Origin of the sequence: Acinetobacter sp. NEB149 (genome assembly GCF_012516415.1) — a bacterium.
Lineage (GTDB): Bacteria > Pseudomonadota > Gammaproteobacteria > Pseudomonadales > Moraxellaceae > Acinetobacter > Acinetobacter lwoffii_V.
Map to the genome: position 1 here is coordinate 2,067,247 of NZ_CP051208.1, position 21,082 is coordinate 2,088,328.

Consider the following 21,082-nt stretch of genomic DNA (forward strand, 5'->3'; position numbering starts at 1 on the left):
TTCCTAAATATGGGTTTTACCTGCTTTTTCTTATGTGTGCAAACAAGATTTCTAACTCTTCCATCTTGTCATTCTGACTATCCGATGTTATTTATGATTCATATATTTAATAATTTAAAATAAAACATATCTAAATAAGGAGTTTTGCAATGGATCAGCAAGTCAACCAGATGTTTAATCAGGACCGGTTAATTCAGCATCTTGGTGCTCATCTGGTTTCTTATAATCACAATTATGCAAAGATCGAATTAAAGGTGACTGAACAACATTTACAAGGTCATCAGACCTGTAACGGTGCCGTGATTTTCGCACTGGCAGATGCAGCTTTTGCAATTGCCTGCAATACCGGTGAACATCCGGCAGTCGGTCAACATTGCGGTATTCATTATTTAAAACCGGGATTGCTTGGCGACACGCTGACTGCTGTAGCCGAACACAAAACCAGCAGTGGCCGTAGTGGCATTTATGACATTCAAGTGATGAATCAACATAATCAAATCGTGGCAGAATTCCGTGGTACATCACGACTGATCATTAAATAGATGTTCTTTCAACATGCACTTCAATAAAAAACCGGTGACGATGCACCGGTTTTTTTAAATTAAGAATAATTTCGGATTTAAACTTTAAGCCATTTCTCGACTTTAGCCGGATCTTCCACTTTCAGTTCAACTTCGGTCAGTTCAGAACCCGCAGCTTGAACCTCGAAGGTCATCAGCTCATCACGACGGAATGCATACACTGTAAAAGTACCTTGCTGTTTTGCATAGCTTTCAACAAGTTTGGTCGTTGCTTTTAAGCCATCAATTGCAATAATGACATCATTGGCAGAAAGGCCAGCGAGTACAGCAACCCCATCACGACGCGCAGATTGAACCAGCACACCTTCCGGCTTATCTGCCAGTTTTAAACCGAATGGCAAAGACTTTTCATTTCTCAGGCTATAAGCCATACCAAATTCAGGGAATAGCTGATCGAGCGGCAATTCATCTGTAGTATTGATCAAGTGATTAATCTGTTCTGACCAATCATCTCCTGTCAGCTCTTTGCATAATTCAAAGATTGTCCGTTCATGTACCTGAACACCCTTCTGAGCGTTTTCATACAAACGACGCATCAGGGCATCCAGACTTGAACCACGTAAACGCAGACCCAAATCCAGGCACAATGCAACTAAACAGCCTTTGTTATAATAGCTGGTACCCGCATTATTCGAGTTTTCATCCTGACGATAGAATTTCACCCAGGCATCAAAACTGGATTCAGAGACTGACTGAATCGCACGTCCCGGATTTTGCAAATAGCGGTCAATCTGTGCTTTTAACAAAGTAATATATGATTCCTGATTAATCACGCCGCTGCGTAGCAAGATCAAATCGTCATAATACGAGGTGAAACCTTCAAAGATCCACAACAAAGAAGTATAGCCTTCTCTGTTTAAATCATAATTGACGAAGTTTTCAGGGCGAATGAATTTCACCAACCATGAATGGAAATATTCATGGCTACATAAGCCCAAGAAACGCTGATAATCTTTAGATGGCTCTTCTGGCTCATTGGCTTTCGGCAAGTCATCACGTGGTGAAATCAGGCTGGTAGAATTTGGATGCTCCAGACCGCCATAGCTATTGCCGGTTGCCATGGTCATAAAGGTATAGTCTGTAAACGGCGCCGAACCAAACATTGAAATTTCTGTAGCACAGATTTTTTCAATGTCCTGCTGCATACGCGCCGCATTCATCGCGTGTTTGCCTGACACCACAAACTCATGTGGAATACCATTTGCTTCAAAACTGAAACGGGTTTGTTCTGCCAGCTCAAATGGCGCATCAATCAGTTCGGCATAGTTTTTAGCTTTCAGGGTGAAACGGCCTTTGACCAGACTTTTAGCCTGCATTCCTGTTGCCAATTGAAAATGCTTCAATTCATCTGGCAGGAAGATTTCCAGTTCAATTTCTTTATTTTCCTGACCTTCTAGCCCTAAACATGCACAAGCGGGATTCACATAGAGACGATTTTGATCCACATATGCACCACGAACGGACAGATCATAGGCATACACATCATATTCCACCGTAATCAGCTCATGATCGGTATTGAATAAACGCCATTTGTTCTTTTCAAATTTCTGGATCTGTAACTGGCGCCCATCTTCATCATAGGCTTTGACCGCTTCAATGTGCTTGGAAAACTCTCGAATCAGATAGCTTCCCGGAATCCAGGTCGGTAATGACAAGACTTGAGTCGGGTCCGCAAGAAAACGAACAGTCACGTGAATAAGATGCTGACGATAATCGTCAAATTCAATTTGATAATGCAACATAATGAACGATATAAAATTAAAATAAATGAGATATAGCTTAGCTTAGCATTTTTTAAGCCAGTATGGTTTAGCTGTCTTATTTGTCTACATTTACGACTAGCTATCTGTATAAAAAAGGCATAGCATGCGTGAAAATTAAATCGTTCAACACCCGCCGGGTTATCAAGGAACACCATTGAAATACATCATCTCACTGATTGCGGTTTTCAGTTTATTTATTCCTGCATTTTCACATGCTGCCCTACTCAATATTGTGCCTGAAAGCGTTGAAGCTGAAGCCTGGACCATTCTGGATTCACAGTCTGGTCAAGTCATTGCAGAGCATAATGCCGATGTGCAACGCGCTCCGGCTTCGCTGACCAAAATGATGGTGGCTTATATTGCCTTAAAGGAAATTGAGGCCGGAAAATTAGATAAAAATGAAGTTTTAACCGCGACCTCTGTGGTGAAAACTGTGATGTGGGATGAGTCACAAATGTACCTGAAAGAAGGTGATCAGATTTCAATCGATCAGCTTATGGCGGGCTTAATTATCATGTCTGCTAATGATGCCGCAGTCACGCTGGCTGAGAAAATTTCGGGTGGTATTCCGCAGTTTGTTGAACGTATGAATCAGGAAGCCAAAGCGCTGGGCATGCAGCATACCAATTTCCAGAATCCGGCCGGCATTACCATGCCTGAGCATTATTCGACTGCCGCCGATTTGGCCAGACTGTCTATGGCGGTGGTGAATGAAACTCCAGATTATCTGTATTATTCCAAGCAGCCAAGCTTTACCTACAATCAGCATTTTCATCGTGCGACCAACCGTGTGCTTCAGGTCGATCCAACCGTAGATGGCTTAAAAACCGGTTTTACCCGTGCGGCAGGCTACAATCTGGCGCTGACGGCCAATCGTGTCACAGCAGATTTTGAAATGCCAAATCGCCGTCTGATTGTGGTGGTGCTGGGTACTAAAAGTGCCGCAAAACGCGCTGATGTATCACATAAGCTGATGAATCTCGCTTATACCTATACCCGCAATGAAGTAGCGATCAAAGATCAACAGCTACTGGCTGAATTGCCTGTGATCAAATCCACCTTAAAAATGTTTAAGGTGCAAACCAAGCAACCGCAGATCATTACCACTTCTTTATATGATCAGGGCTACAGTATTGACCTGAACCAGTTTGATCAAACCCAACAGCGTGTCATGCTGAATACAGGTGATGGCGTTTTAAAAAGTATCGAGCCTTTACAGGAAACGCAAACTCATATCAATGTTGAAGTGAAAGCATCTGAACTCATTGCACCTTTGGCGACCATGATGCCTTTGGCGACTATTCAGGTTTATCAGAATAATCAGTTGATTCGTACCATTCAGATTGAGGATCATGTCGAAATTGAAGAAGCCAACCTGTTTCAGAAATTCTTTACTTGGCTACAAGGCTTATTCGGTTTGTTTTCAGACAATACGCCAAGCGTAAAGCTTTATCCTTTAGATAGATAATAGCCCTACATCTCAAGTTACTTTTCTTTAAGCTAGAAGATCTACTCGCTGATCTTCTGGCAGATTTTCTTTTCTCCCTGCATCACTCCCCAAGACAGGGAAACTTACCTGCCCTCACAGAATTGCTACGTTTTGTAATGTGTATAACAATTTTAACCAAGACGCGATCTGGCCCATGCCATAGTATATTTTCTCTCTATTTCTCTTATTTTTATTAAAAAATAGGTGGTGTTTCAAAAAGTATGCTGGCATTAAACGAATCCATTATTGATATAAAAGAACACTAAATCAAAGGCTTTGAAATGATTTTCAAGCTTTTTGGAGAAGTTGCAGCTTCTCCTAAAGCCTCGCCTGATTCGATGCCGTAATCGACAATTATTGCCTTCTATACCCACAGTGAAAAATTTACCAATCAACTGTTTGCATTCTTTAAAGGTCGTAACAAAGCTATCCCAATGGTCACTTGATATACATGTATAGCTTACACCTAACTGCTTCAATTTTAATTTAAGTCGTTTTGCAGTGGCTAAATCTCGGTTACCCCATACATAAGCAACAATTTCACCTGTTTCTCGATGATAGGCATAAATTAGCCATTGTTTATTTTGCTTATGACCAACAAAAGTCCAAAACTCATCTACTTCAAGGGTTTCATAATGACTTTGCTGTGCTCGAAGTTGATATTTTGATTGGCTAAGTGTCCGTAGAACTTTACCGATACTTACTCTTTCAATTTCTGCTATATCCCTGACACCACTGCCTCGCACCATGAGGTGTAATATTTTGGTTTTGATACCTGAGTGACAGCCTTGATAACTGAGAGCATGATCACCAATAAATTGACGTCTGCATATTTTACATTGGTAATTTTGCTTACCATCTACTTTTGTGCCATTTTTCTTTATACTGTCACTTAGGCAGGCTGGACACTTGATTTCTAGAGTTATTCGCATTTCTCTATTTTATCAAAATCCAACCTGCTTTTTTTCAGCATACTTTTTGAAACACCACCAAAAAATAAACAGGTTAATCATATATGACAGCTCATAAAATCGTGATTGTGGGTGGTGGTGCCGGTGGTCTGGAACTGGCAACTCAGCTGGGTGAGAGCTTGGGTAAAAGCGGCAAAGCGCAGATTGTTTTAGTCGATCAAAAACTGACGCATATCTGGAAACCGCTGCTGCATGAAGTTGCCGCAGGCACCTTAAATCCACATGAAGAAGAAACTAATTATTTTGCCCATTCAGCCACACATCATTATGAATTTGTCTTGGGGACATTTACCGGTCTGGATCGTGAAGCGAAACAGATTGTGGTAGAAACAGAATATTTCTCCAAAAAAGCCCAAGCCAAGAAGAACCAGCGCATCGACTATGACACCCTGGTACTGGCCTTGGGTTCTACCTCGAATGACTTTAATACCGAAGGCGTCAAACAGTTCTGTCATTTTCTCGACAGCCGTCCACAAGCTGATATCTTTCAGCAGGATCTGTTGCATCTCTACTTGAATGCTCAACATGAAGCTTCGAGCCGTGAACTGAATATCGCGATTATTGGCGCCGGTGCGACTGGAGTAGAATTGGCTGCCGAGTTGGTGGAGGCCAAACACAATTTCTTTAAATATGGCTTAAACAAGGTCGATCCAAATAAAGTCAAAATTACCTTAATTGAAGCGGCGGATCGTATTTTGACTGCGCTCTCGCCGAAAGTTGCTGAACATACCATGCAACAGCTGGAAAAATTCGGTATTGAAGTCCTTACCAGTCATCGTGTGGCCAAGGTAGATGAAGACAAAATTTATTTTGCAGATGGCTCAAGTCTGGATGCCGAGATTAAAGTCTGGGCCGCAGGTATCAAAGCACCTGAAGTCTTGGCACAACTGCAAGATATGGAAAAGGACAATATTCACCGCTTGAAAGTCTTCTCCACCCTGCAAACCAAATCTGATCCAGACATTTTTGCTTTTGGTGATTGTGCTCACTGCCAGCCTGCTGCAGATGAACCGGTCTTGGGTCCACGCGCACAAGTGGCTAGCCAACAGGCCAATTTCCTGGCCAATGCCTTGAAAGCACGTGTCAATGAAGAAAGTTATTTACCGATGTTTAAATTTTCTGACAAAGGTTCACTGATTTCCTTAAGCCAGAATAAAGCCGTCGGCGAGTTGCTCGGTCAGGTCAATGTGCAAGGCTTTGTTGCCAAATCGATGTATGTTTCTTTATATCGAATTCATCAGGCGACCATTCATGGTTATGCGCATGCTGGCATTCTCACCGCAAAAGATTTTGTTACACGAAAAATTTCTCCAAAGCTGAAATTGCATTGAAATTCCAGAATTTGGCCCAATCAATGAAAAAATCGTCAACAAAATTGTCAAATTGCGTTTTTTTGCTAATTTTAGTCTACAAAAATGCAATTTCACTTTATGATGTACCCTTAAAAAATTGAATGGATCAATTAACATGACTGCTATTGCAAATAACCTCGTGGTTTCTTTCCACTACACATTGACTAACGCAGAGGGTGAAACTCTCGACCAATCTCAAGGTGAACCACTTGCCTATTTGCACGGTGCAGGTAACATCATCCCAGGTTTAGAAAATGCGTTAGAAGGCAAAACTGTAGGTGAAAAATTCACTGTAAACGTTCCTGCTGCTGAAGGTTATGGCGAATACAACCCTGACCTAGTTCAAGAAGTTCCTGCGCAAATGTTCCAAGGCGTAGACAACATTCAGGCAGGTATGCAGTTCCAAGCTCAAACTGATGACGGCGTGCAAATCGTAACTGTTAAAGCAGTTGAAGGCGACAATGTTGTTGTTGATGCTAACTTCCCACTTGCTGGTCAAGACCTGACTTTCGAAGTTGAAATCGTATCTGTTCGTGAAGCTTCTCAAGAAGAATTAGATCACGGCCACGTACACGGTGTAGGCGGTCACCAGCACTAAGATCTTCTGATCTTGAGTGAAAAAAGGCAAAGTCAGACTTTGCCTTTTTTATTGCCTGAAAATAGCCCGCAGAATATTAACCATCCAATTAGCTATAAAAAAAGCAGAGCCATTGCCCTGCCTTTTCAATCCGATCAAGATCTCCTTTCAGAGGATGATCACTGGATTATTTGTTTTGGTTATAAATCTGCATAGCTGCTGGCAACTGTTGACGCATTTGCCCAATACGCTGGCTATTCGATGGATGCGTAGACAGGAAGGTTGCACCACTGCCGCCACCGAGTTTGTTCATTTTTTCCCACAAGGTAATGGCTGCATTTGGGTTATAACCTGCGCGCGCCATCAGCATTAAACCGCCTTGGTCAGCACGGCTTTCCAGATTACGCGAGTATGGCAAGCCAATCCCGATTTGACTACCCAATTGTGCGGCTGCAGCACCACCTTGACCCACACCTGCTGCATTTAAGCCAATACCCAAGGCCAGATCAGTCAGGGCCTGAGCACCGATTTTCTGCTTAGAATGCTCTTCTAAAGCATGCACCATTTCATGACCCATAATCGCTGCAATTTCAGCATCGGTCAGATTCAGTTTATTCACGATACCCGTATAGAATACAACCTTACCACCTGGCGCAACAAAGGCGTTAACCTGGTCAGATTTGAGCACAGCCAATTGCCACTGGAATGCCGTACCGGTTTGATTCATCTGGTTAGCAACCGGTTTCAAACGGTTAAATACATTATTAATCCGTTTATAGGTCGCTGAACTGGTATCCAGTTGACCTTTGTTCTTCGCATCATTGACCATGGCATTATAGCTTTGGCTCGCAGATGCATTTAAGGTCGCAGTATCTGCCCCTGCCATATCGGCAATGGTGGTACAACCTGATAATGTTACGACTGTAGCAGCCGCCATACTCAATAAAAGTTTATTCTTCATTATAATTTACTCCGCCTTAGCTCAAGGGCAATTTACATTGTAAAAATTATAAGTGAAAGCGCGCAGCAGCTAAACGCTTAATTCATTCATCTTCTTATAAATTATGTAATTTTTAAGCCAAATACTGTATCGCCAACCAATAAATCAGACAAATAATATTGAGGCCCAAGTAAACCTGACTCAGTGGTTTGATTTTCTGTTCAAGCACTTCGTCTTTACGTTTGAAATATAAAAAAGCATTTTGCAATAAAATAATAGGCACTAATATACATGCAATAATGACACTCAGACCAATCAGCACCGCATAAATCACTTCGGGGTTTTGGGTTTGCGCACGAATAATCATCATGGCCATTGTTGGCGCCCCGCCCATCGCGAATAACAATGAATAAAACATGGTCGCCGATATATTTTTTTGCATCCTGCTGCTCATTTTTCTTTCTTTATATACCGCTATGTTAAAGCACATCACGTGGTATTACCGATGCAACTTTAGTCTTGAAATAGCTGCATAAATTCAGGATATAAAAAAACCCATCCGGAAATGGGTTTTTATCATTCAAGCTTTAATCAAATGAAGATTAAGCATCAAACGGGTGGCGAAGAACAATCGTTTCTTCACGGTCTGGACCTGTTGAAATGATGTCGATTGGACATTCAATCAATTGCTCAAGACGTTTTACATAGTTCAATGCAGCTTCTGGCAATTGATCCAGTGATTTCGCACCGAAAGTTGACTCAGACCAGCCTGGCATAGTTTCGTAAATCGGTTTTAAAGTTTCGAATGCAAGCGCATCAGAAGAACCGACACAACCAGAATCTGCAGCTTCATAACCCACACAGATTTTCACTTCTTCTAAACCGTCAAGAACGTCAAGTTTAGTCAGGCAAATACCAGAAAGTGAGTTTACATCAACTGAACGGCGTAGGATTTCAGCATCGAACCAGCCACAACGACGTTGACGGCCAGTAGAGGCACCAAATTCATTACCAATCGTACCGAGGTGTTTACCAATCGCATCACCCGTGTCATTTGCAGCGTCATACACCAACTCAGTTGGGAATGGACCTGCACCTACACGCGTTGTATACGCTTTGGTAATACCCAGTACATAGTCAAGATGCAAAGGACCCAGACCTGAACCAGAGCTTACGCCACCAGCAGTGGTATTCGAAGAAGTCACATACGGATATGTACCGTGGTCAACGTCAAGAAGTGAACCTTGCGCGCCTTCGAACATGATGTTGTCACCGTTTTTACGGTAGTTATGCAATTCAGTGGTCACATCCACAACCAGTGGCGCAACAACTTTACGCCATTCGTCGCAAAGTGCCAGCACATCTTCCAATTTAACTGCTTCAACACCGTAGTATTCAGTCAGCTGGAAGTTATGGTAGTCCAGAAGTTCAGTTAACTGAGCAGTAAGATGTTCACCACCACGTACTAGGTCAGCAACACGTACTGCACGACGCGCTACTTTGTCTTCGTATGCAGGACCGATACCACGACCTGTCGTACCAATCTTCGCATTACCACGTTTTTTCTCACGCGCCTGATCAAGTGCGATGTGGTTCGGAAGAATCAATGGACAGTTAGGAGAAATGCGTAAACGTTCTTTAACAGGAACGCCTTCTTTTTCAAGAATGTCCATCTCTTTGATGAGCGCTTCAGGAGAAAGAACAACACCGTTACCAATTAAGCACAATACGTTTTCACGTAAAATACCTGATGGAATGAGGTGTAAGACAGTTTTCTTACCACCAACCACAAGAGTGTGACCTGCGTTATGTCCGCCTTGATAACGAACTACCGCTGCCGCTTGATCTGTGAGCAGGTCGACTATTTTACCTTTACCTTCGTCGCCCCATTGGGTACCAAGTACCACAACATTCTTGCCCATAATAGCCTCATTACATCATGCTGTTAAAGTTGAAAGCCCCGCTCAGCGACATGAACACTGAGCCAAGCAGTTAAATCGTTTTGACTGTCCACTCACCATTCGCATTCACCAGCTGGTGCGTCGCATATGGAATCGAGTTTAAATCATCATTACCCAGTAACTGAATTACACTTAAGCCTTGTGCACGAATATTCTGAATTGCATTCAGAAGTTCTGCATCAGTGCCTTTAGGTGCAACCACGACCTGTACCGCATCAAACTGGCCTGCGCTTAAAGCATATAAGTCACAAGAGAAACCGGTTGCCGGACGCGCACGGCCAAAATGTTCACCAATGCCATCATAACGGCCACCTTGTGCCAGTGCAGCTGCACGGTTCGGTGCATAAACTGCATACATCAAGCCAGTATGATAATGGTATGAACGTAATTCAACCACATCAATACCAATACTCAAGTTTGGCCAACGGGTTTGAACTTCGTCTTTGGTGGTTTGCAAGACATTAAAAGCCTGCGTAAATGCTGGATTTGCCAACACTTCAGCACTTAAATGCGCTTGTAATGCATCCAGGTCGCTGGCATAGCGTCCAAGGGCATAAAAATCCTGACCAAATTTCAGGTCTGCCGTGAATTCTTCTAATTCTGGCAAAGCCTTGCGTTGGTATAAATCAGATAATTGCTGTTCAGCGACTTTGTTCAAGCCTGCTTGAGCCACCAGACTGCGGAATAAACCGACATGACCTAAGTCCAGATGGATACCATCTGCCAGACCTGTCTCCTGAATCAGACTGATCATCAAATCGACCATTTCCACATCGGCATCGATGCTGTCTGAACCAAAGAGCTCCGCACCTAACTGTAGTGGCGCGCGCGAGGTATTAAAACCGCGAGGCTTGGTATGCAGAACGGTTCCTGCATAGCAGTAACGTGCCACACCTTCCACTGGATGTACATGCGCATCAATACGAGCCACTTGTGGTGTCATATCGGCACGCACACCAAGCAAACGACCAGAAAGCTGATCGATTACCTTAAAAGTGGCTAAGTCTAAATCTTGATTCGATTCTGAGAGAGAAGATAGAGATTCGATGTATTCAATGAATGGCGTGTACACCAGCTGATAACCTCGAGATGCAAGGAAATCCAGTGATTTACGGCGCAGACTTTCAATAACTTGCGCTTGTTCTGGTAATACATCAGCTACACCATCAGGTAATAACCATGTCTCTGAAATGGGCATGTTGTAAACCTAAATTCTTGTCAGCGCGGAATGAATCCGCATAAAAAAATCGGGAGCACACCCGATTTCTCCTAGTCTAGCACGATAGTTTTGGCTGTGCATCGCAAATTTTATAATTTTCGCTACCTGATGAAATCAACAACAATAGTGTCAACTATCAGCGTTTTAATGCACATTCAAAACAAATAGCATGAAAAAATCCGGTATTAAACCAAAGGCAATGCAGTCGTGCTTTTAACCGTTTGCAATGGAATTTCAGTTTTTACGCTTTGAATGCAGGGAATTTGGGTTAAATGATGAATCTGAAATTTACGATAGGCATCCAGATCAGCCACCACAATTCTTAAAAAGAAATCACAATCGCCCGCCATTAGCTGGCATTCAACCACTTCTGGCATTTCCTTGATCGCTTCGACAAATTGGTCGACCACGGCAGCTTCTTGAGACTTGAGCCAGACACGTGCAAACACACTCATCGCCAAATTGACCTTTTGCGGATTCAGCAGCGCGACATATTGCTCAATCACACCATCATCTTCCAGCTGTTTCACCCGTCTTAAACAGGGTGACGGTGACAAGCCAATTAATTGAGCCAGTTCATTATTTTGTAGTTTTCCATTCTTTTGCAGCTCATGCAAAATGCGTTTATCTATTTGATCCATATTTATACTTTGGCATTTAAAACCCTTTAAATTTAATTTAGCGCAATTTAATTTCAAATAAAACTCAAATATCTTTCATTACAATAGCAAATAGCCTGAATATCGCCATAAAATATGGTTTAGTTTTGCAGTACCCAGGTCATTTCCATGCTTTTGTTTAGACAAAGCACCGCAGCGGTGGTTGTTCCTACCGATTTCAGCGAATTTCAACGTGGCATGAAAGATTCTATCCCCATGCTTTTAGGGATTATTCCCTTTGCGCTGGTGTTGGGTGCGACGGCGGTACAGAAGAATTTCAGCTTGCTCGAAGTGCCGTTACTGACAGGTCTGAACTTTGCCGGTGGTTCTGAGTTTGCCATTTTGGAAGTCTGGAGCAGTCCGCCAAATTTACTCATGCTGATGTTCATTACCTTTCTGGTAAATAGCCGGCATCTGTTGATGGGTGCCAGTTTGGTGCCGTATTTAAAGCATCTCCCGAATCGTAAAGTTTTTCCGGCGCTATTTTTTATGGTCGATGAAAGCTGGGCGCTCGGTCTAGCTGATGCACAAAGGAAACAGGCGCACTTGGGTTATCGTGCTGCGTTTAGCATGCCTTATTATGCTGGCCTGTGTTTTTGCCTGTACTTGATGTGGGTCGGATTTACCACACTCGGCGCCATGCTTGGACCTGTATTAGGTGACATCAACCGTTTTGGTTTCGATATGGCCTTTCCTGCTGTATTTCTGGTGTTACTGAGAAGTATGTGGAAAGGTTTTGAGGCTGCCCGGCCATGGCTGGTCAGTTTAGTCTGTGCGGCTTTGGCTTATTTATATTTACCTGCGGGCTGGTATGTACCGATTGGCGCCTTGTCTGGAATCGCTTCGGCATTTTTCCTGATTCAAGAGGATCAAACATGATCCAGATGAGCACCTTGGTGGCCATTATTCTGATTGCTGCGACCACTTATTTAACCCGGATCTTGGGCTATGTCTTGTTAAAAAATAAAACACTAACACAGCGCCAGCGAAAAATTCTGGAAGTAGTCCCCGGCTGCGTGCTGATTTCAGTGATTGCACCCTATTTTGTACGCGACCATCCTGCAGACCTGATCGCCTTGGCTTTAACGCTATTTGCCGCTACACGTTTTGGATTATTACCGACCGTCGCCATCAGTATGGTTTCTGCTGCAATTTTAAGAATTTTAATAATCTAACGCTAGAAAAACCCCTTTAAATGATCTCTAAAGGGGTTTTGTTTATTTCTGTGGATCAACCACTTTGGTCAGCAAACTGACCAGTTCGGCATTTTGCAATTCAACCTGCTGAAGTTTGGCTGTGGTCTGATCCAGCACTTCCTGCTGCACATGCATTTTTTTGGCTAGATCCTGCATGATTTCCAGGGTCTTTTTTAAATTTTCTTCCAGATGCACGATTTTTTCTTCGACTGGCACGCCTTCCACGCTACGTGGCTCATCACTCTGATTAAACTGCAGCCAGATCAGAAAAATTACCGCCAAAGTCAGCAGTATAATAAATCCCCAAACCACCATCATGTGCTTGCTCTTATTTCATTTTATTGTCTTTATCTTAACGAAAAATGCTGCAGATAACGTAAATAATTCAGCCTCAATTCCTGATTTTCGATCAATTACCGGCAAATTCTCTTAAAACATGGCTTGCAGAATATTTACAGGCAAGAAAAAAGCACCGTATCTCGGTGCTTTTGAGGTTTAGATAACCCGAACTTAATGAAATGATTCACATAAATCCAGCAGACGGTTGGCATAGCCCCACTCGTTATCGTACCAGGCAAAGACTTTGGCTTGATGCCCAACGACTAGAGTCTGGGTCAAATCCACAATCAATGAATATGGGGAATGATTAAAATCACTCGATACCAATGGCTCATCTGTCACGGCCATAATTTCCGCAAAATCCTGCTGGGCAGCCTTGATCAGCACTTCATTCAGCTTGTGATCGGTAATCGGCGACTGGGAGACAAACGTTAAATCAATCGCGGCCACATTAATGGTCGGCACCCGAATTGAATAACCATCAATACGATCTTCCATTTTTGGCATGACACGCTTTAAGGCACCGAGTGCGCTCGAAGTCGTAGGAATGATGTTATGGCCTGAAGCACGTGCACGACGCAAATCACGATGCGCATGATCCAGTACCGACTGATCCGCCGTTACAGCATGGATTTCAGTCATCAGGGCGCTAGTGATGCCAAAAGCATCATCGACAATTTTGACCAGTGGCACCAAAGCCTGTGTAGTACAAGAAACACTGGAAATGATCTGGTCCGATGCTTTGACTTCATGATGATTGACACCATAGACAATCGCGGCATCGACCGTATCAAAAGGTGCTGCGCCGATAATCACACGTTTCGCCCCTGCTCCAATATGCTGGGTCGCGGCTTCACGAGAACGGAACAGTCCAGTACATTCAAGCACTACATCTACCGCCAAGTTTTGCCAAGGCAACTTAGCCGGCTGCGACTCACACAAAACCTGTACTTTTAATGCAGCATCTTGATAGCTGATATGCATATAGATATGTTCAGTATCATAGCTGAGATCCACCTGCCCCGGAAAACGGCCATGGGTCGAGTCATATTTAAACAGGTGAATCAGGGTTTCAACATCGGCAATATCGTTAATGGCAACGATTTCAAAATTAAAATCTTTCGGGTTTTCAAACCATGCACGCAGTACATTCCGTCCAATACGCCCAAATCCATTGATTGCCACTCGTTGCATGACTCGACCTTTTATATGCCTATTTTAAAACTCTTCTATGTTAAAGGATTTCTGGCGCCGTACATTAAAAAACTTCAGTGAAAATACTGATTTTCGATTATTTTATTTCTGATCCATCCGTCTGTATCTGGGTCATTTAAAATTCCAGTTATTTTTAATGTGATGGATATCCACGAATTCTACTGTGGGAAAATTCAATTTAATTATTCAGCGAAAAACCTGAGTAAATAAATCCTTCGCAATTGGTTTTAAAATGATTGGTGCATACTGCTTTTTCCGTTATAATTTGGCGTTTTAAATTTTTAAGCCCCGCATTGCAGCAGAGCTCTTGTATGCTTGTCAGACTGTGGTGTTTTAGCCAAATCGGAAATTATGGAGTGACTTGGTTGTGAGTACTCGTTTTATGACATCAGCTGAAATTCGTGAAGCATTTTTGCGTTACTTTGAATCGCAAGGGCATACACGTGTCGCGTCGAGTTCTCTAGTACCTGCCAATGACCCAACTTTGCTGTTCACCAATGCTGGTATGAACCAGTTTAAAGATTGCTTCTTAGGTCTAGAAAAACGCGATTATGTACGTGCAGTGTCATCACAAAAATGCGTACGCGCAGGTGGTAAGCACAATGACTTAGACAATGTGGGTTATACAGCACGTCACCACACTTTCTTTGAAATGTTGGGTAACTTCTCATTTGGTGATTACTTCAAACGTGATGCGATCAAATTTGCCTGGGACTTTTTGACTAACGAAGAATGGCTTGGTCTTCCTAAAGATAAACTCTATGCAACCGTTTACTACACCGATGATGAAGCCTTTGACATCTGGAACAAAGAAATCGGTCTAGACGCTTCTCGCATTATCCGCATTGGCGATAACAAAGGCGGTCAATACGCATCAGATAACTTCTGGGCAATGGGCGATACCGGTCCATGTGGTCCATGTTCTGAAATCTTCTTTGACCACGGTGAGCATATCTGGGGTGGCCTGCCAGGCACGCCTGAAGAAGATGGTGACCGCTTCATTGAAATCTGGAACAACGTTTTCATGCAGTTCAACCGTACTGCGGATGGTGTATTACACCCTCTTCCAGCGCCTTCTGTGGATACAGGTATGGGCTTGGAGCGTATTTCTGCCGTTTTACAGCACGTCAACTCAAACTACGAAATCGACCTGTTCCAGCATTTACTTAAAGCTGCGGCTGAAATCATTGGTTTGAACACTACAGCACTTGAAGCTGAAGCTGCTGAGAAAGGGACACCAGTTCAGTATCCTGCTTCATTGAAAGTCGTTGCGGACCATGCACGTTCATGTTCATTCTTGATCGCTGATGGCGTAAATCCATCGAATGAAGGCCGTGGTTATGTACTACGTCGTATTATCCGTCGTGCAGTACGTCATGGTAACAAATTAGGCGCAACAGGTTCGTTCTTCCACAAAATGTTGAAGCCACTGATCGAAGTGATGGGCGATGCATACCCTGAACTTGCTGCTCAACAAGCACGTATCGAAGCACAACTTCTTAAAGAAGAAGAACAATTTGCCAAAACACTTGAGCAAGGTTTGAAATTGCTTGAAGGTGAATTGGCACAGTTAAAAGGTTCTGTGATTCCGGGTGAAGTAGTATTTAAACTTTACGACACTTACGGCTTCCCGACAGACTTGACTGCAGATATCGCACGTGAACGTGACTTAACTATTGACGAAGCTGGTTTCGAAACTGAAATGGCTGCACAGCGTCAACGCGCACGTGATGCAGGTAAATTCGCGATCGACTACAACAGCGTAGTTAAAGTTGAAGGCGAAACTCAGTTTGATGGTTATGACGCAACTGCAGGTGAAGGTCAAATCATCGCAATCTACAAAGATGGCGAGCAAGTTGATGAAGTGTTTGAAGGCGATGAAGCACTGATCGTACTCAACCAAACACCTTTCTACGCAGAAAGCGGCGGTCAAATCGGTGATACAGGTATCTTTAAAAACGATACTGGTATTTTCGAAGTTCAAGATACCAAAAAATCTGGTGGCGCATTTGTACACCAAGGTATCGTGACGATGGGTAACTTGAAAGTTACTCAAAATGTAGAAGCAACAGTAAAAGCAGATATTCGTGCAGCAACTGCGCGCAACCACTCTGCGACTCACCTGCTACATGCTGCGTTACGTCAAATTTTAGGTTCACATGTACAGCAAAAAGGTTCATTGGTTGCATCTGATGTGTTACGTTTTGACTTTGCCAATGACCAACCTGTAAGCTTTGAACAGCTGCAAGAAATTGAACGTTTGGTCAATGCTGAAGTGATTGCCAATACTGCGGTGTCTACTGAACTTCTGGATATCGAGTCTGCGAAAGCTAAAGGCGCGATGATGCTGTTTGGCGAGAAATACGGTGACGAAGTACGTGTACTGTCTATGGGTTCAGTGATTGAAGAGAAAAACTTCTCAATCGAACTTTGCGGTGGTATTCACGTAAAACGTACCGGTGATATCGGTCTGTTCAAAATCACCTCTGAAGGTGGTGTGGCAGCCGGTGTACGTCGTATTGAAGCAGTAACAGGCACTAAAGCAGTTGAAGTTGCGCAAAAAGCCGATCGCGATATCAATATGATTAACGGTTTGCTCAAAGCACAAAAAGACCAGACTTTAGAAAAAGTTGAAGCGTTGGTTGATACTGCATCGAGCTTGCAGAAACAGATCGAACAACTCAATCAAAAACTTGCTAGCCTGCAAGCCGGTGAACTTCTAAGCCAAGTTCAAAGCATTGCAGGTCGTGCAACCTTGATTACAACTGTTGAAAACATGGATGCGAAAGCACTTCGCAACCTGCACGACGGTGTGAAATCAAAATTAGAAAATGCAGTGATTGTTCTTGCAGGTGTAGAGGGTGACAAGGTGAGCTTGATCGCATCTGTGGCAAAAGACTTTACTGCTTCTATTAAAGCAGGTGACATCATCAAACATTTAGCGAATGAGCTAGGTGGTAAAGGTGGTGGTAAACCTGACTTGGCACAAGGTGGCGCGCCACTTAACGAGAAGTTTGCTCCAGTGATGGCAGATTTAACTGCCTGGCTTGCAGCAAAATAAAACTTCAATTTTGTGTAACTGACCCTGATGGGTACATCAGGGTCATGGCTTATATGGAACAACTATGGCATTAATCGTTCAAAAATATGGCGGTACCTCTATGGGTACTCCCGAGCGCATTTTAAATGTTGCTCGTCGTGTAAAGCGCTGGCATGACCACGGCCACAAGGTAGTGGTAGTGGTATCAGCAATGAGTGGCGAAACCAATCGTCTGCTTGCTTTAGCGAAGGCCATTACCGAAACCCCTGACCCACGTGAACTAGACCAAATGGTATCTACGGGTGAACAGGTTACGATTTCTATGTTAGCAATGGCGCTGAACTCAATTGGAGTTGAAGCAAAATCACTAACAGGTCGCCAGGTTGGCATGAAAACCGACAGCTCATTCAATAAGGCACGTATCGAATCCATTGATACTGAAGTCCTAAACTCAAATCTGGATGCAGGCCGCGTACTTGTCGTTGCCGGTTTCCAGGGTTTTGATGAACATGGCAATACCACCACTTTAGGGCGTGGCGGTTCTGATACTTCAGGTGTTGCAATTGCTGCCGCCCTCAAAGCAGATGAATGCCAGATTTATACCGACGTTGACGGTGTATATACCACCGATCCACGTGTTGCACCAAAAGCAAAAAAAGTTGATCGTATTTCATTTGAAGAAATGCTTGAGATGGCGTCACTCGGTTCTAAAGTCCTGCAAATTCGTTCAGTTGAATTTGCTGGTAAATACCAGGTGCCTTTACGCGTATTATCAAGTTTCGACAATGACAACGATGGCGCATTCGACGAAGAGTTTAAGCAAAACGTTGGTACACTTATTACGACTGAATTGGAAGACAATATGGAACAGCCAATTATCTCCGGTATCGCATTTAACCGTGACGAAGCAAAATTAACTATTTTAGGCGTGCCTGACGAACCGGGTATTGCTTCTAAAATTTTGTGCCCGATTGGTGATGCCAATGTTGAAGTGGATATGATTATCCAGAACGTTGAAGAAGATGGTACAACTGATTTCACTTTTACTGTGAACCGTGGCGAATTAAATAAAGCCAAAGCCATTCTTGAAGCAACTGCTCAAGAAATTGGTGCACGTGAAGTTGCGACTCGTTCAGATATCGTAAAAGTATCGATCGTAGGTGTCGGTATGCGTTCACATGCCGGTGTAGCGAGCAAAATGTTTACAGCATTGGCAGATGAAGGTATTAACATCCTGATGATCTCGACGTCTGAAATCAAGATTTCTGTGATCATTGAAGAAAATTATCTTGAACTTGCGGTTCGTTCATTGCATACCGCATTCGGTTTAGACCGTGAACAAGGCGAATCTAGCGCACGTGCTTAAGCGTTAAGACAGAATATTGTCATTGTTTGACAGTATTTTATAAAAGTCTACAAAAATGCAGAGCCACTATAGTTTTTTTTATAGTGGCTCTGTTATATTAAGCCTGAGGATTTTTAACCAGCTGAGATAGATTAAAATCTTTCACCCAGATGACAGAATTTCTATCCAGATCTTATTTTGTAATTTTTGGTTGTGCTTTTTGTTTTACATTCAATAGATTGCAGGTTTTGCATTTTGCAAGGAGAAAAACATGCTGATTCTGACTCGACGCGTCGGGGAAACTTTAATGATTGGTGATCAAGTCAGTGTGACTGTGCTTGGTGTAAAAGGTAACCAGGTTCGTATCGGGGTAAATGCTCCGAAAGAAGTCTCTGTGCACCGTGAAGAGATTTACCAGCGTATCCAGCATGAACGTGCAATGCATGAACATCTTCAACATATCGATCAAGATTACCAACCTTCTTATGAAGACGATAGCCAGACACAAAATAACTTTAACCGTTAATGTTTGTGCGAAGAATAAAGCGGCTTTTGAGCCGCTTTAAATTTGTCTAAATTTTATACAAAAATATTAAATACTTAGATAATTTAAAATAAAACTTAAAGTTCTGCACCCTGCTGTAATGCTGCAATCACCTTTTTTACCGGCCCAAAACTGCGACGATGCTCATCAATCACGCCATGTAAGGCAATCGCTTCAAAATGTGCCTTGGTCGGATAACCCTTGTGCTTGGCAAAGCCAAATTGCGGATGCTTCTGGTCCATCTCGATCATCTGATGATCACGGGTTACTTTCGCCAGAATACTGGCTGCTGAAATTTCAGCATGCAGTGCATCACCACCCACCACGGCATCACAGCTCATAGCAAGGCCCTGTGGAATCTTGTTGCCATCGACCAATACATGCTCAGGCTGAACTGGCAAAGCTTCTACAGCACGGCGCATGGCCAGCAAAGAAGCTTGCAAAATATTATGTTCATCAATCTCTGCCGCAGAAGCCTCAGCAATGGCCCATGCCAGCGCTTTTTCCTGAATCTCGATAAAAAGTTTTTCACGCTTCTTTTCAGTGAGTTTTTTAGAATCATTTAAACCCTCAATCGGGTTGTTCGGATCCAAAATAACTGCCGCAGCGACCACCGAACCCACTAATGGCCCACGCCCTGCTTCATCTACACCAGCAATCTTCATGTCTATTTTTCCATAAAAAATAGGCTGAACCAGTCAGCCTATTTCAATTTAATCTTGGCTTAGTTTACAGCTTCAGCTACACAAGCGTTAATGGTTTTTGCAACCACATTGCCGACAATCGTCGCACGTGCTGCCGGGTCAATCGCTGCAGTCGCCAAATCTACCGCTGTTACGCTTTGGGGTGCTTTTTCGCTGACACAGCCACAAATTTCAGTCTGGATATTCTGCTTTTGGGTCGTAGTCATTAGACGTGTAGCTGTTTGCCATGCTGGAATATTATTCAGCTCAGTCGTACATTTTGCATTGATCGCGATTTTAAGCGCAGCCCCACCCAGCTGTTGAGTCGTGGTTTGCGTTTCAGGGCTGCCTGTTGTTGCACAAGCCGATAAAACCAAAGTAAGCGGAGCAAGTGCAGCCAATAATTTTTTCACAGATCTGTTCCTTGTTTATTCATATATGAAGCGTGACGCTATTGTGCCGAAATTCACCTGAATAAGAAATCTATAAATCATCCTGAATGTTTAATCTGCACCCAGCCATTTCAATGGATGTTGCATGAAAGCCACCATAGCGTTGCAGATTTGGAATTGCTGGGCTGATTCGCCCTTTGCTAAGGTGCATCCATCTTTGAGGGCAATCGAAAATCACATGGAAAAAGTACAATATTACACGCGCACGGTACAATGGTTGCACTGGATCATGGCAGTTATCTTTATTGCGGCCTGGCTGATTGGTTTTTATAGTGGGAATTTTTTAAGTTATGAAGTCGATGGCAGCTTTAAAGGCGATGTCATCACCCTGCATAAAAATATCGCCACCACCATTATTTTCCTGTTGGTTGTGCGAATTTTCTGGCGTTATACCCACCCTGCCCCTGAACTACCGGACACTATGTCACCCCGGATGAAAACTTTGGCACATGCAGGTCATCTGGCTTTGTATTTTATGCTGATTGCCCTACCTGTCACCGGCTGTTTATATAGCTGGAGTCTGGGCTATCCAGCACCAGTGCTATATTTATTTAACCTGCCGGCACTGATTTCAGAAAATCCGGCTGTAACCGCGATCGTAAAACCCCTGCATATCTGGCTTTCCTGGGCAGTTGGCTTACTTTTAGTTGGACATATTTTCGCAGCACTGAAACATCATTTTATCGATAAAGATCATGTACTCAACAGCATGACCCGACAATCCAAATCTTCTAAAAAATAATCTGCAAAACCACA

Annotated in this window: 21 protein-coding genes; 10 read left to right on the forward strand and 11 right to left on the reverse strand. The window is 43.2% G+C overall.

Annotated features, from left to right (window positions below):
• Positions 1 to 149: 149 nt before the first annotated feature.
• The gene (gene paaI, locus HGD77_RS09865) at positions 150 to 542 is read left to right on the forward strand and encodes a hydroxyphenylacetyl-CoA thioesterase PaaI (RefSeq protein WP_004278956.1); all 393 of its coding nucleotides are present in this window, start codon (positions 150 to 152) and stop codon (positions 540 to 542) included.
• A gap of 77 nt (positions 543 to 619) precedes the next feature.
• Here the strand turns inward: paaI and HGD77_RS09870 are convergent, their stop codons facing one another.
• Positions 620 to 2,323, reverse strand: coding sequence for a M61 family metallopeptidase (locus tag HGD77_RS09870; RefSeq protein WP_153566973.1), 1,704 nt, complete (start codon positions 2,321 to 2,323; stop codon positions 620 to 622).
• Positions 2,324 to 2,498: 175 nt separating this feature from the next.
• On the opposite strand from HGD77_RS09870, the gene HGD77_RS09875 reads away from it, so the two are divergent.
• Positions 2,499 to 3,812, forward strand: a complete 1,314-nt coding sequence (locus HGD77_RS09875) for a D-alanyl-D-alanine carboxypeptidase family protein (protein WP_168730805.1) — start codon at positions 2,499 to 2,501, stop codon at positions 3,810 to 3,812.
• A 251-nt stretch (positions 3,813 to 4,063) separates the two neighbouring features.
• Here the strand turns inward: HGD77_RS09875 and HGD77_RS09880 are convergent, their stop codons facing one another.
• Positions 4,064 to 4,765 (reverse strand): IS1 family transposase, encoded by a 702-nt coding sequence (locus HGD77_RS09880; RefSeq protein ID WP_004282341.1) that lies wholly within the window; start codon positions 4,763 to 4,765, stop codon positions 4,064 to 4,066.
• 83 nt (positions 4,766 to 4,848) lie between these two features.
• Between HGD77_RS09880 and HGD77_RS09885 the strand changes: the two genes are divergently transcribed.
• Together HGD77_RS09885 and slyD are read left to right on the forward strand one after the other, a co-directional pair.
• Positions 4,849 to 6,135, forward strand: a complete 1,287-nt coding sequence (locus HGD77_RS09885; protein ID WP_168730806.1) for an NAD(P)/FAD-dependent oxidoreductase — start codon at positions 4,849 to 4,851, stop codon at positions 6,133 to 6,135.
• A 136-nt stretch (positions 6,136 to 6,271) separates the two neighbouring features.
• On the forward strand, positions 6,272 to 6,754 hold the full coding sequence (gene slyD / locus HGD77_RS09890) for a peptidylprolyl isomerase (RefSeq protein ID WP_004278960.1): 483 nt from the start codon (positions 6,272 to 6,274) through the stop codon (positions 6,752 to 6,754).
• Between the two features lie 166 nt (positions 6,755 to 6,920).
• Here slyD and HGD77_RS09895 read toward each other — a convergent pair whose 3' ends face one another.
• The 5 genes from HGD77_RS09895 to HGD77_RS09915 all read right to left on the reverse strand — a co-directional run bounded on the left by HGD77_RS09895 (position 6,921) and on the right by HGD77_RS09915 (position 11,494).
• Positions 6,921 to 7,694, reverse strand: coding sequence for a M48 family metallopeptidase (locus tag HGD77_RS09895; protein ID WP_004278961.1), 774 nt, complete (start codon positions 7,692 to 7,694; stop codon positions 6,921 to 6,923).
• Between the two features lie 112 nt (positions 7,695 to 7,806).
• Positions 7,807 to 8,115, reverse strand: coding sequence for a hypothetical protein (locus HGD77_RS09900; protein ID WP_005263419.1), 309 nt, complete (start codon positions 8,113 to 8,115; stop codon positions 7,807 to 7,809).
• 160 nt (positions 8,116 to 8,275) lie between these two features.
• Positions 8,276 to 9,595: an adenylosuccinate synthase gene (locus HGD77_RS09905; RefSeq protein WP_004278963.1), complete on the reverse strand. Its 1,320-nt coding sequence runs from the start codon at positions 9,593 to 9,595 to the stop codon at positions 8,276 to 8,278.
• Positions 9,596 to 9,665: 70 nt separating this feature from the next.
• The gene (locus tag HGD77_RS09910) at positions 9,666 to 10,832 is read right to left on the reverse strand and encodes an ATP phosphoribosyltransferase regulatory subunit (RefSeq protein ID WP_004278964.1); all 1,167 of its coding nucleotides are present in this window, start codon (positions 10,830 to 10,832) and stop codon (positions 9,666 to 9,668) included.
• Positions 10,833 to 11,038: 206 nt separating this feature from the next.
• Complete coding sequence (locus HGD77_RS09915) at positions 11,039 to 11,494, reverse strand: Lrp/AsnC family transcriptional regulator (protein ID WP_004645552.1); 456 nt, start codon at positions 11,492 to 11,494, stop codon at positions 11,039 to 11,041.
• Between the two features lie 147 nt (positions 11,495 to 11,641).
• Between HGD77_RS09915 and HGD77_RS09920 the strand changes: the two genes are divergently transcribed.
• Both HGD77_RS09920 and HGD77_RS09925 read left to right on the forward strand, forming a co-directional pair.
• Positions 11,642 to 12,391 carry an AzlC family ABC transporter permease gene (locus tag HGD77_RS09920; protein ID WP_005263420.1) on the forward strand — a complete coding sequence of 250 codons (750 nt, stop codon included), beginning with the start codon at positions 11,642 to 11,644 and terminating at the stop codon, positions 12,389 to 12,391.
• Positions 12,388 to 12,687, forward strand: coding sequence for an AzlD family protein (locus tag HGD77_RS09925; protein WP_005263421.1), 300 nt, complete (start codon positions 12,388 to 12,390; stop codon positions 12,685 to 12,687). Before HGD77_RS09920 ends, HGD77_RS09925 begins: the two co-directional genes overlap by 4 nt.
• Before the next feature lie 42 nt (positions 12,688 to 12,729).
• On the opposite strand, the gene HGD77_RS09930 is transcribed toward HGD77_RS09925, so the two are convergent.
• Both HGD77_RS09930 and HGD77_RS09935 read right to left on the reverse strand, forming a co-directional pair.
• Complete coding sequence (locus HGD77_RS09930; protein WP_004278968.1) at positions 12,730 to 13,026, reverse strand: hypothetical protein; 297 nt, start codon at positions 13,024 to 13,026, stop codon at positions 12,730 to 12,732.
• 192 nt (positions 13,027 to 13,218) lie between these two features.
• The gene (locus HGD77_RS09935) at positions 13,219 to 14,241 is read right to left on the reverse strand and encodes a type I glyceraldehyde-3-phosphate dehydrogenase (RefSeq protein ID WP_004278969.1); all 1,023 of its coding nucleotides are present in this window, start codon (positions 14,239 to 14,241) and stop codon (positions 13,219 to 13,221) included.
• 388 nt (positions 14,242 to 14,629) lie between these two features.
• Between HGD77_RS09935 and alaS the strand changes: the two genes are divergently transcribed.
• From alaS to csrA, 3 genes are all read left to right on the forward strand, one after another.
• Complete coding sequence (gene alaS, locus HGD77_RS09940) at positions 14,630 to 17,323, forward strand: alanine--tRNA ligase (protein WP_171526258.1); 2,694 nt, start codon at positions 14,630 to 14,632, stop codon at positions 17,321 to 17,323.
• A 64-nt stretch (positions 17,324 to 17,387) separates the two neighbouring features.
• Positions 17,388 to 18,668 (forward strand): aspartate kinase, encoded by a 1,281-nt coding sequence (locus tag HGD77_RS09945; RefSeq protein WP_004278971.1) that lies wholly within the window; start codon positions 17,388 to 17,390, stop codon positions 18,666 to 18,668.
• Positions 18,669 to 18,918: 250 nt separating this feature from the next.
• Positions 18,919 to 19,173 carry a carbon storage regulator CsrA gene (gene csrA, locus HGD77_RS09950; protein ID WP_004278972.1) on the forward strand — a complete coding sequence of 85 codons (255 nt, stop codon included), beginning with the start codon at positions 18,919 to 18,921 and terminating at the stop codon, positions 19,171 to 19,173.
• Between the two features lie 95 nt (positions 19,174 to 19,268).
• Here csrA and rnhB read toward each other — a convergent pair whose 3' ends face one another.
• On the reverse strand, positions 19,269 to 19,856 hold the full coding sequence (gene rnhB / locus HGD77_RS09955; protein ID WP_004278973.1) for a ribonuclease HII: 588 nt from the start codon (positions 19,854 to 19,856) through the stop codon (positions 19,269 to 19,271).
• Positions 19,857 to 19,915: 59 nt separating this feature from the next.
• The gene (locus HGD77_RS09960; RefSeq protein ID WP_004278974.1) at positions 19,916 to 20,287 is read right to left on the reverse strand and encodes a hypothetical protein; all 372 of its coding nucleotides are present in this window, start codon (positions 20,285 to 20,287) and stop codon (positions 19,916 to 19,918) included.
• Positions 20,288 to 20,504: 217 nt separating this feature from the next.
• Between HGD77_RS09960 and HGD77_RS09965 the strand changes: the two genes are divergently transcribed.
• The gene (locus HGD77_RS09965) at positions 20,505 to 21,068 is read left to right on the forward strand and encodes a cytochrome b (protein ID WP_004278975.1); all 564 of its coding nucleotides are present in this window, start codon (positions 20,505 to 20,507) and stop codon (positions 21,066 to 21,068) included.
• The last annotated feature ends 14 nt before the right edge of the window (positions 21,069 to 21,082 follow it).

What these genes read in the sequence shown, in the direction of transcription:
- paaI (WP_004278956.1), top strand. Translation starts at nt 150, where the DNA reads ATGGATCAGCAAGTCAACCAGATGTTTAATCAGGACCGGTTAATTCAG.
- HGD77_RS09870 (WP_153566973.1), bottom strand. Translation starts at nt 2,323, where the DNA reads ATGTTGCATTATCAAATTGAATTTGACGATTATCGTCAGCATCTTATT.
- HGD77_RS09880 (WP_004282341.1), bottom strand. Translation starts at nt 4,765, where the DNA reads ATGCGAATAACTCTAGAAATCAAGTGTCCAGCCTGCCTAAGTGACAGT.
- HGD77_RS09885 (WP_168730806.1), top strand. Translation starts at nt 4,849, where the DNA reads ATGACAGCTCATAAAATCGTGATTGTGGGTGGTGGTGCCGGTGGTCTG.
- slyD (WP_004278960.1), top strand. Translation starts at nt 6,272, where the DNA reads ATGACTGCTATTGCAAATAACCTCGTGGTTTCTTTCCACTACACATTG.
- HGD77_RS09895 (WP_004278961.1), bottom strand. Translation starts at nt 7,694, where the DNA reads ATGAAGAATAAACTTTTATTGAGTATGGCGGCTGCTACAGTCGTAACA.
- HGD77_RS09900 (WP_005263419.1), bottom strand. Translation starts at nt 8,115, where the DNA reads ATGCAAAAAAATATATCGGCGACCATGTTTTATTCATTGTTATTCGCG.
- HGD77_RS09905 (WP_004278963.1), bottom strand. Translation starts at nt 9,595, where the DNA reads ATGGGCAAGAATGTTGTGGTACTTGGTACCCAATGGGGCGACGAAGGT.
- HGD77_RS09910 (WP_004278964.1), bottom strand. Translation starts at nt 10,832, where the DNA reads ATGCCCATTTCAGAGACATGGTTATTACCTGATGGTGTAGCTGATGTA.
- HGD77_RS09915 (WP_004645552.1), bottom strand. Translation starts at nt 11,494, where the DNA reads ATGGATCAAATAGATAAACGCATTTTGCATGAGCTGCAAAAGAATGGA.
- HGD77_RS09920 (WP_005263420.1), top strand. Translation starts at nt 11,642, where the DNA reads ATGCTTTTGTTTAGACAAAGCACCGCAGCGGTGGTTGTTCCTACCGAT.
- HGD77_RS09925 (WP_005263421.1), top strand. Translation starts at nt 12,388, where the DNA reads ATGATCCAGATGAGCACCTTGGTGGCCATTATTCTGATTGCTGCGACC.
- HGD77_RS09930 (WP_004278968.1), bottom strand. Translation starts at nt 13,026, where the DNA reads ATGATGGTGGTTTGGGGATTTATTATACTGCTGACTTTGGCGGTAATT.
- HGD77_RS09935 (WP_004278969.1), bottom strand. Translation starts at nt 14,241, where the DNA reads ATGCAACGAGTGGCAATCAATGGATTTGGGCGTATTGGACGGAATGTA.
- HGD77_RS09945 (WP_004278971.1), top strand. Translation starts at nt 17,388, where the DNA reads ATGGCATTAATCGTTCAAAAATATGGCGGTACCTCTATGGGTACTCCC.
- csrA (WP_004278972.1), top strand. Translation starts at nt 18,919, where the DNA reads ATGCTGATTCTGACTCGACGCGTCGGGGAAACTTTAATGATTGGTGAT.
- rnhB (WP_004278973.1), bottom strand. Translation starts at nt 19,856, where the DNA reads ATGAAGATTGCTGGTGTAGATGAAGCAGGGCGTGGGCCATTAGTGGGT.
- HGD77_RS09965 (WP_004278975.1), top strand. Translation starts at nt 20,505, where the DNA reads ATGGAAAAAGTACAATATTACACGCGCACGGTACAATGGTTGCACTGG.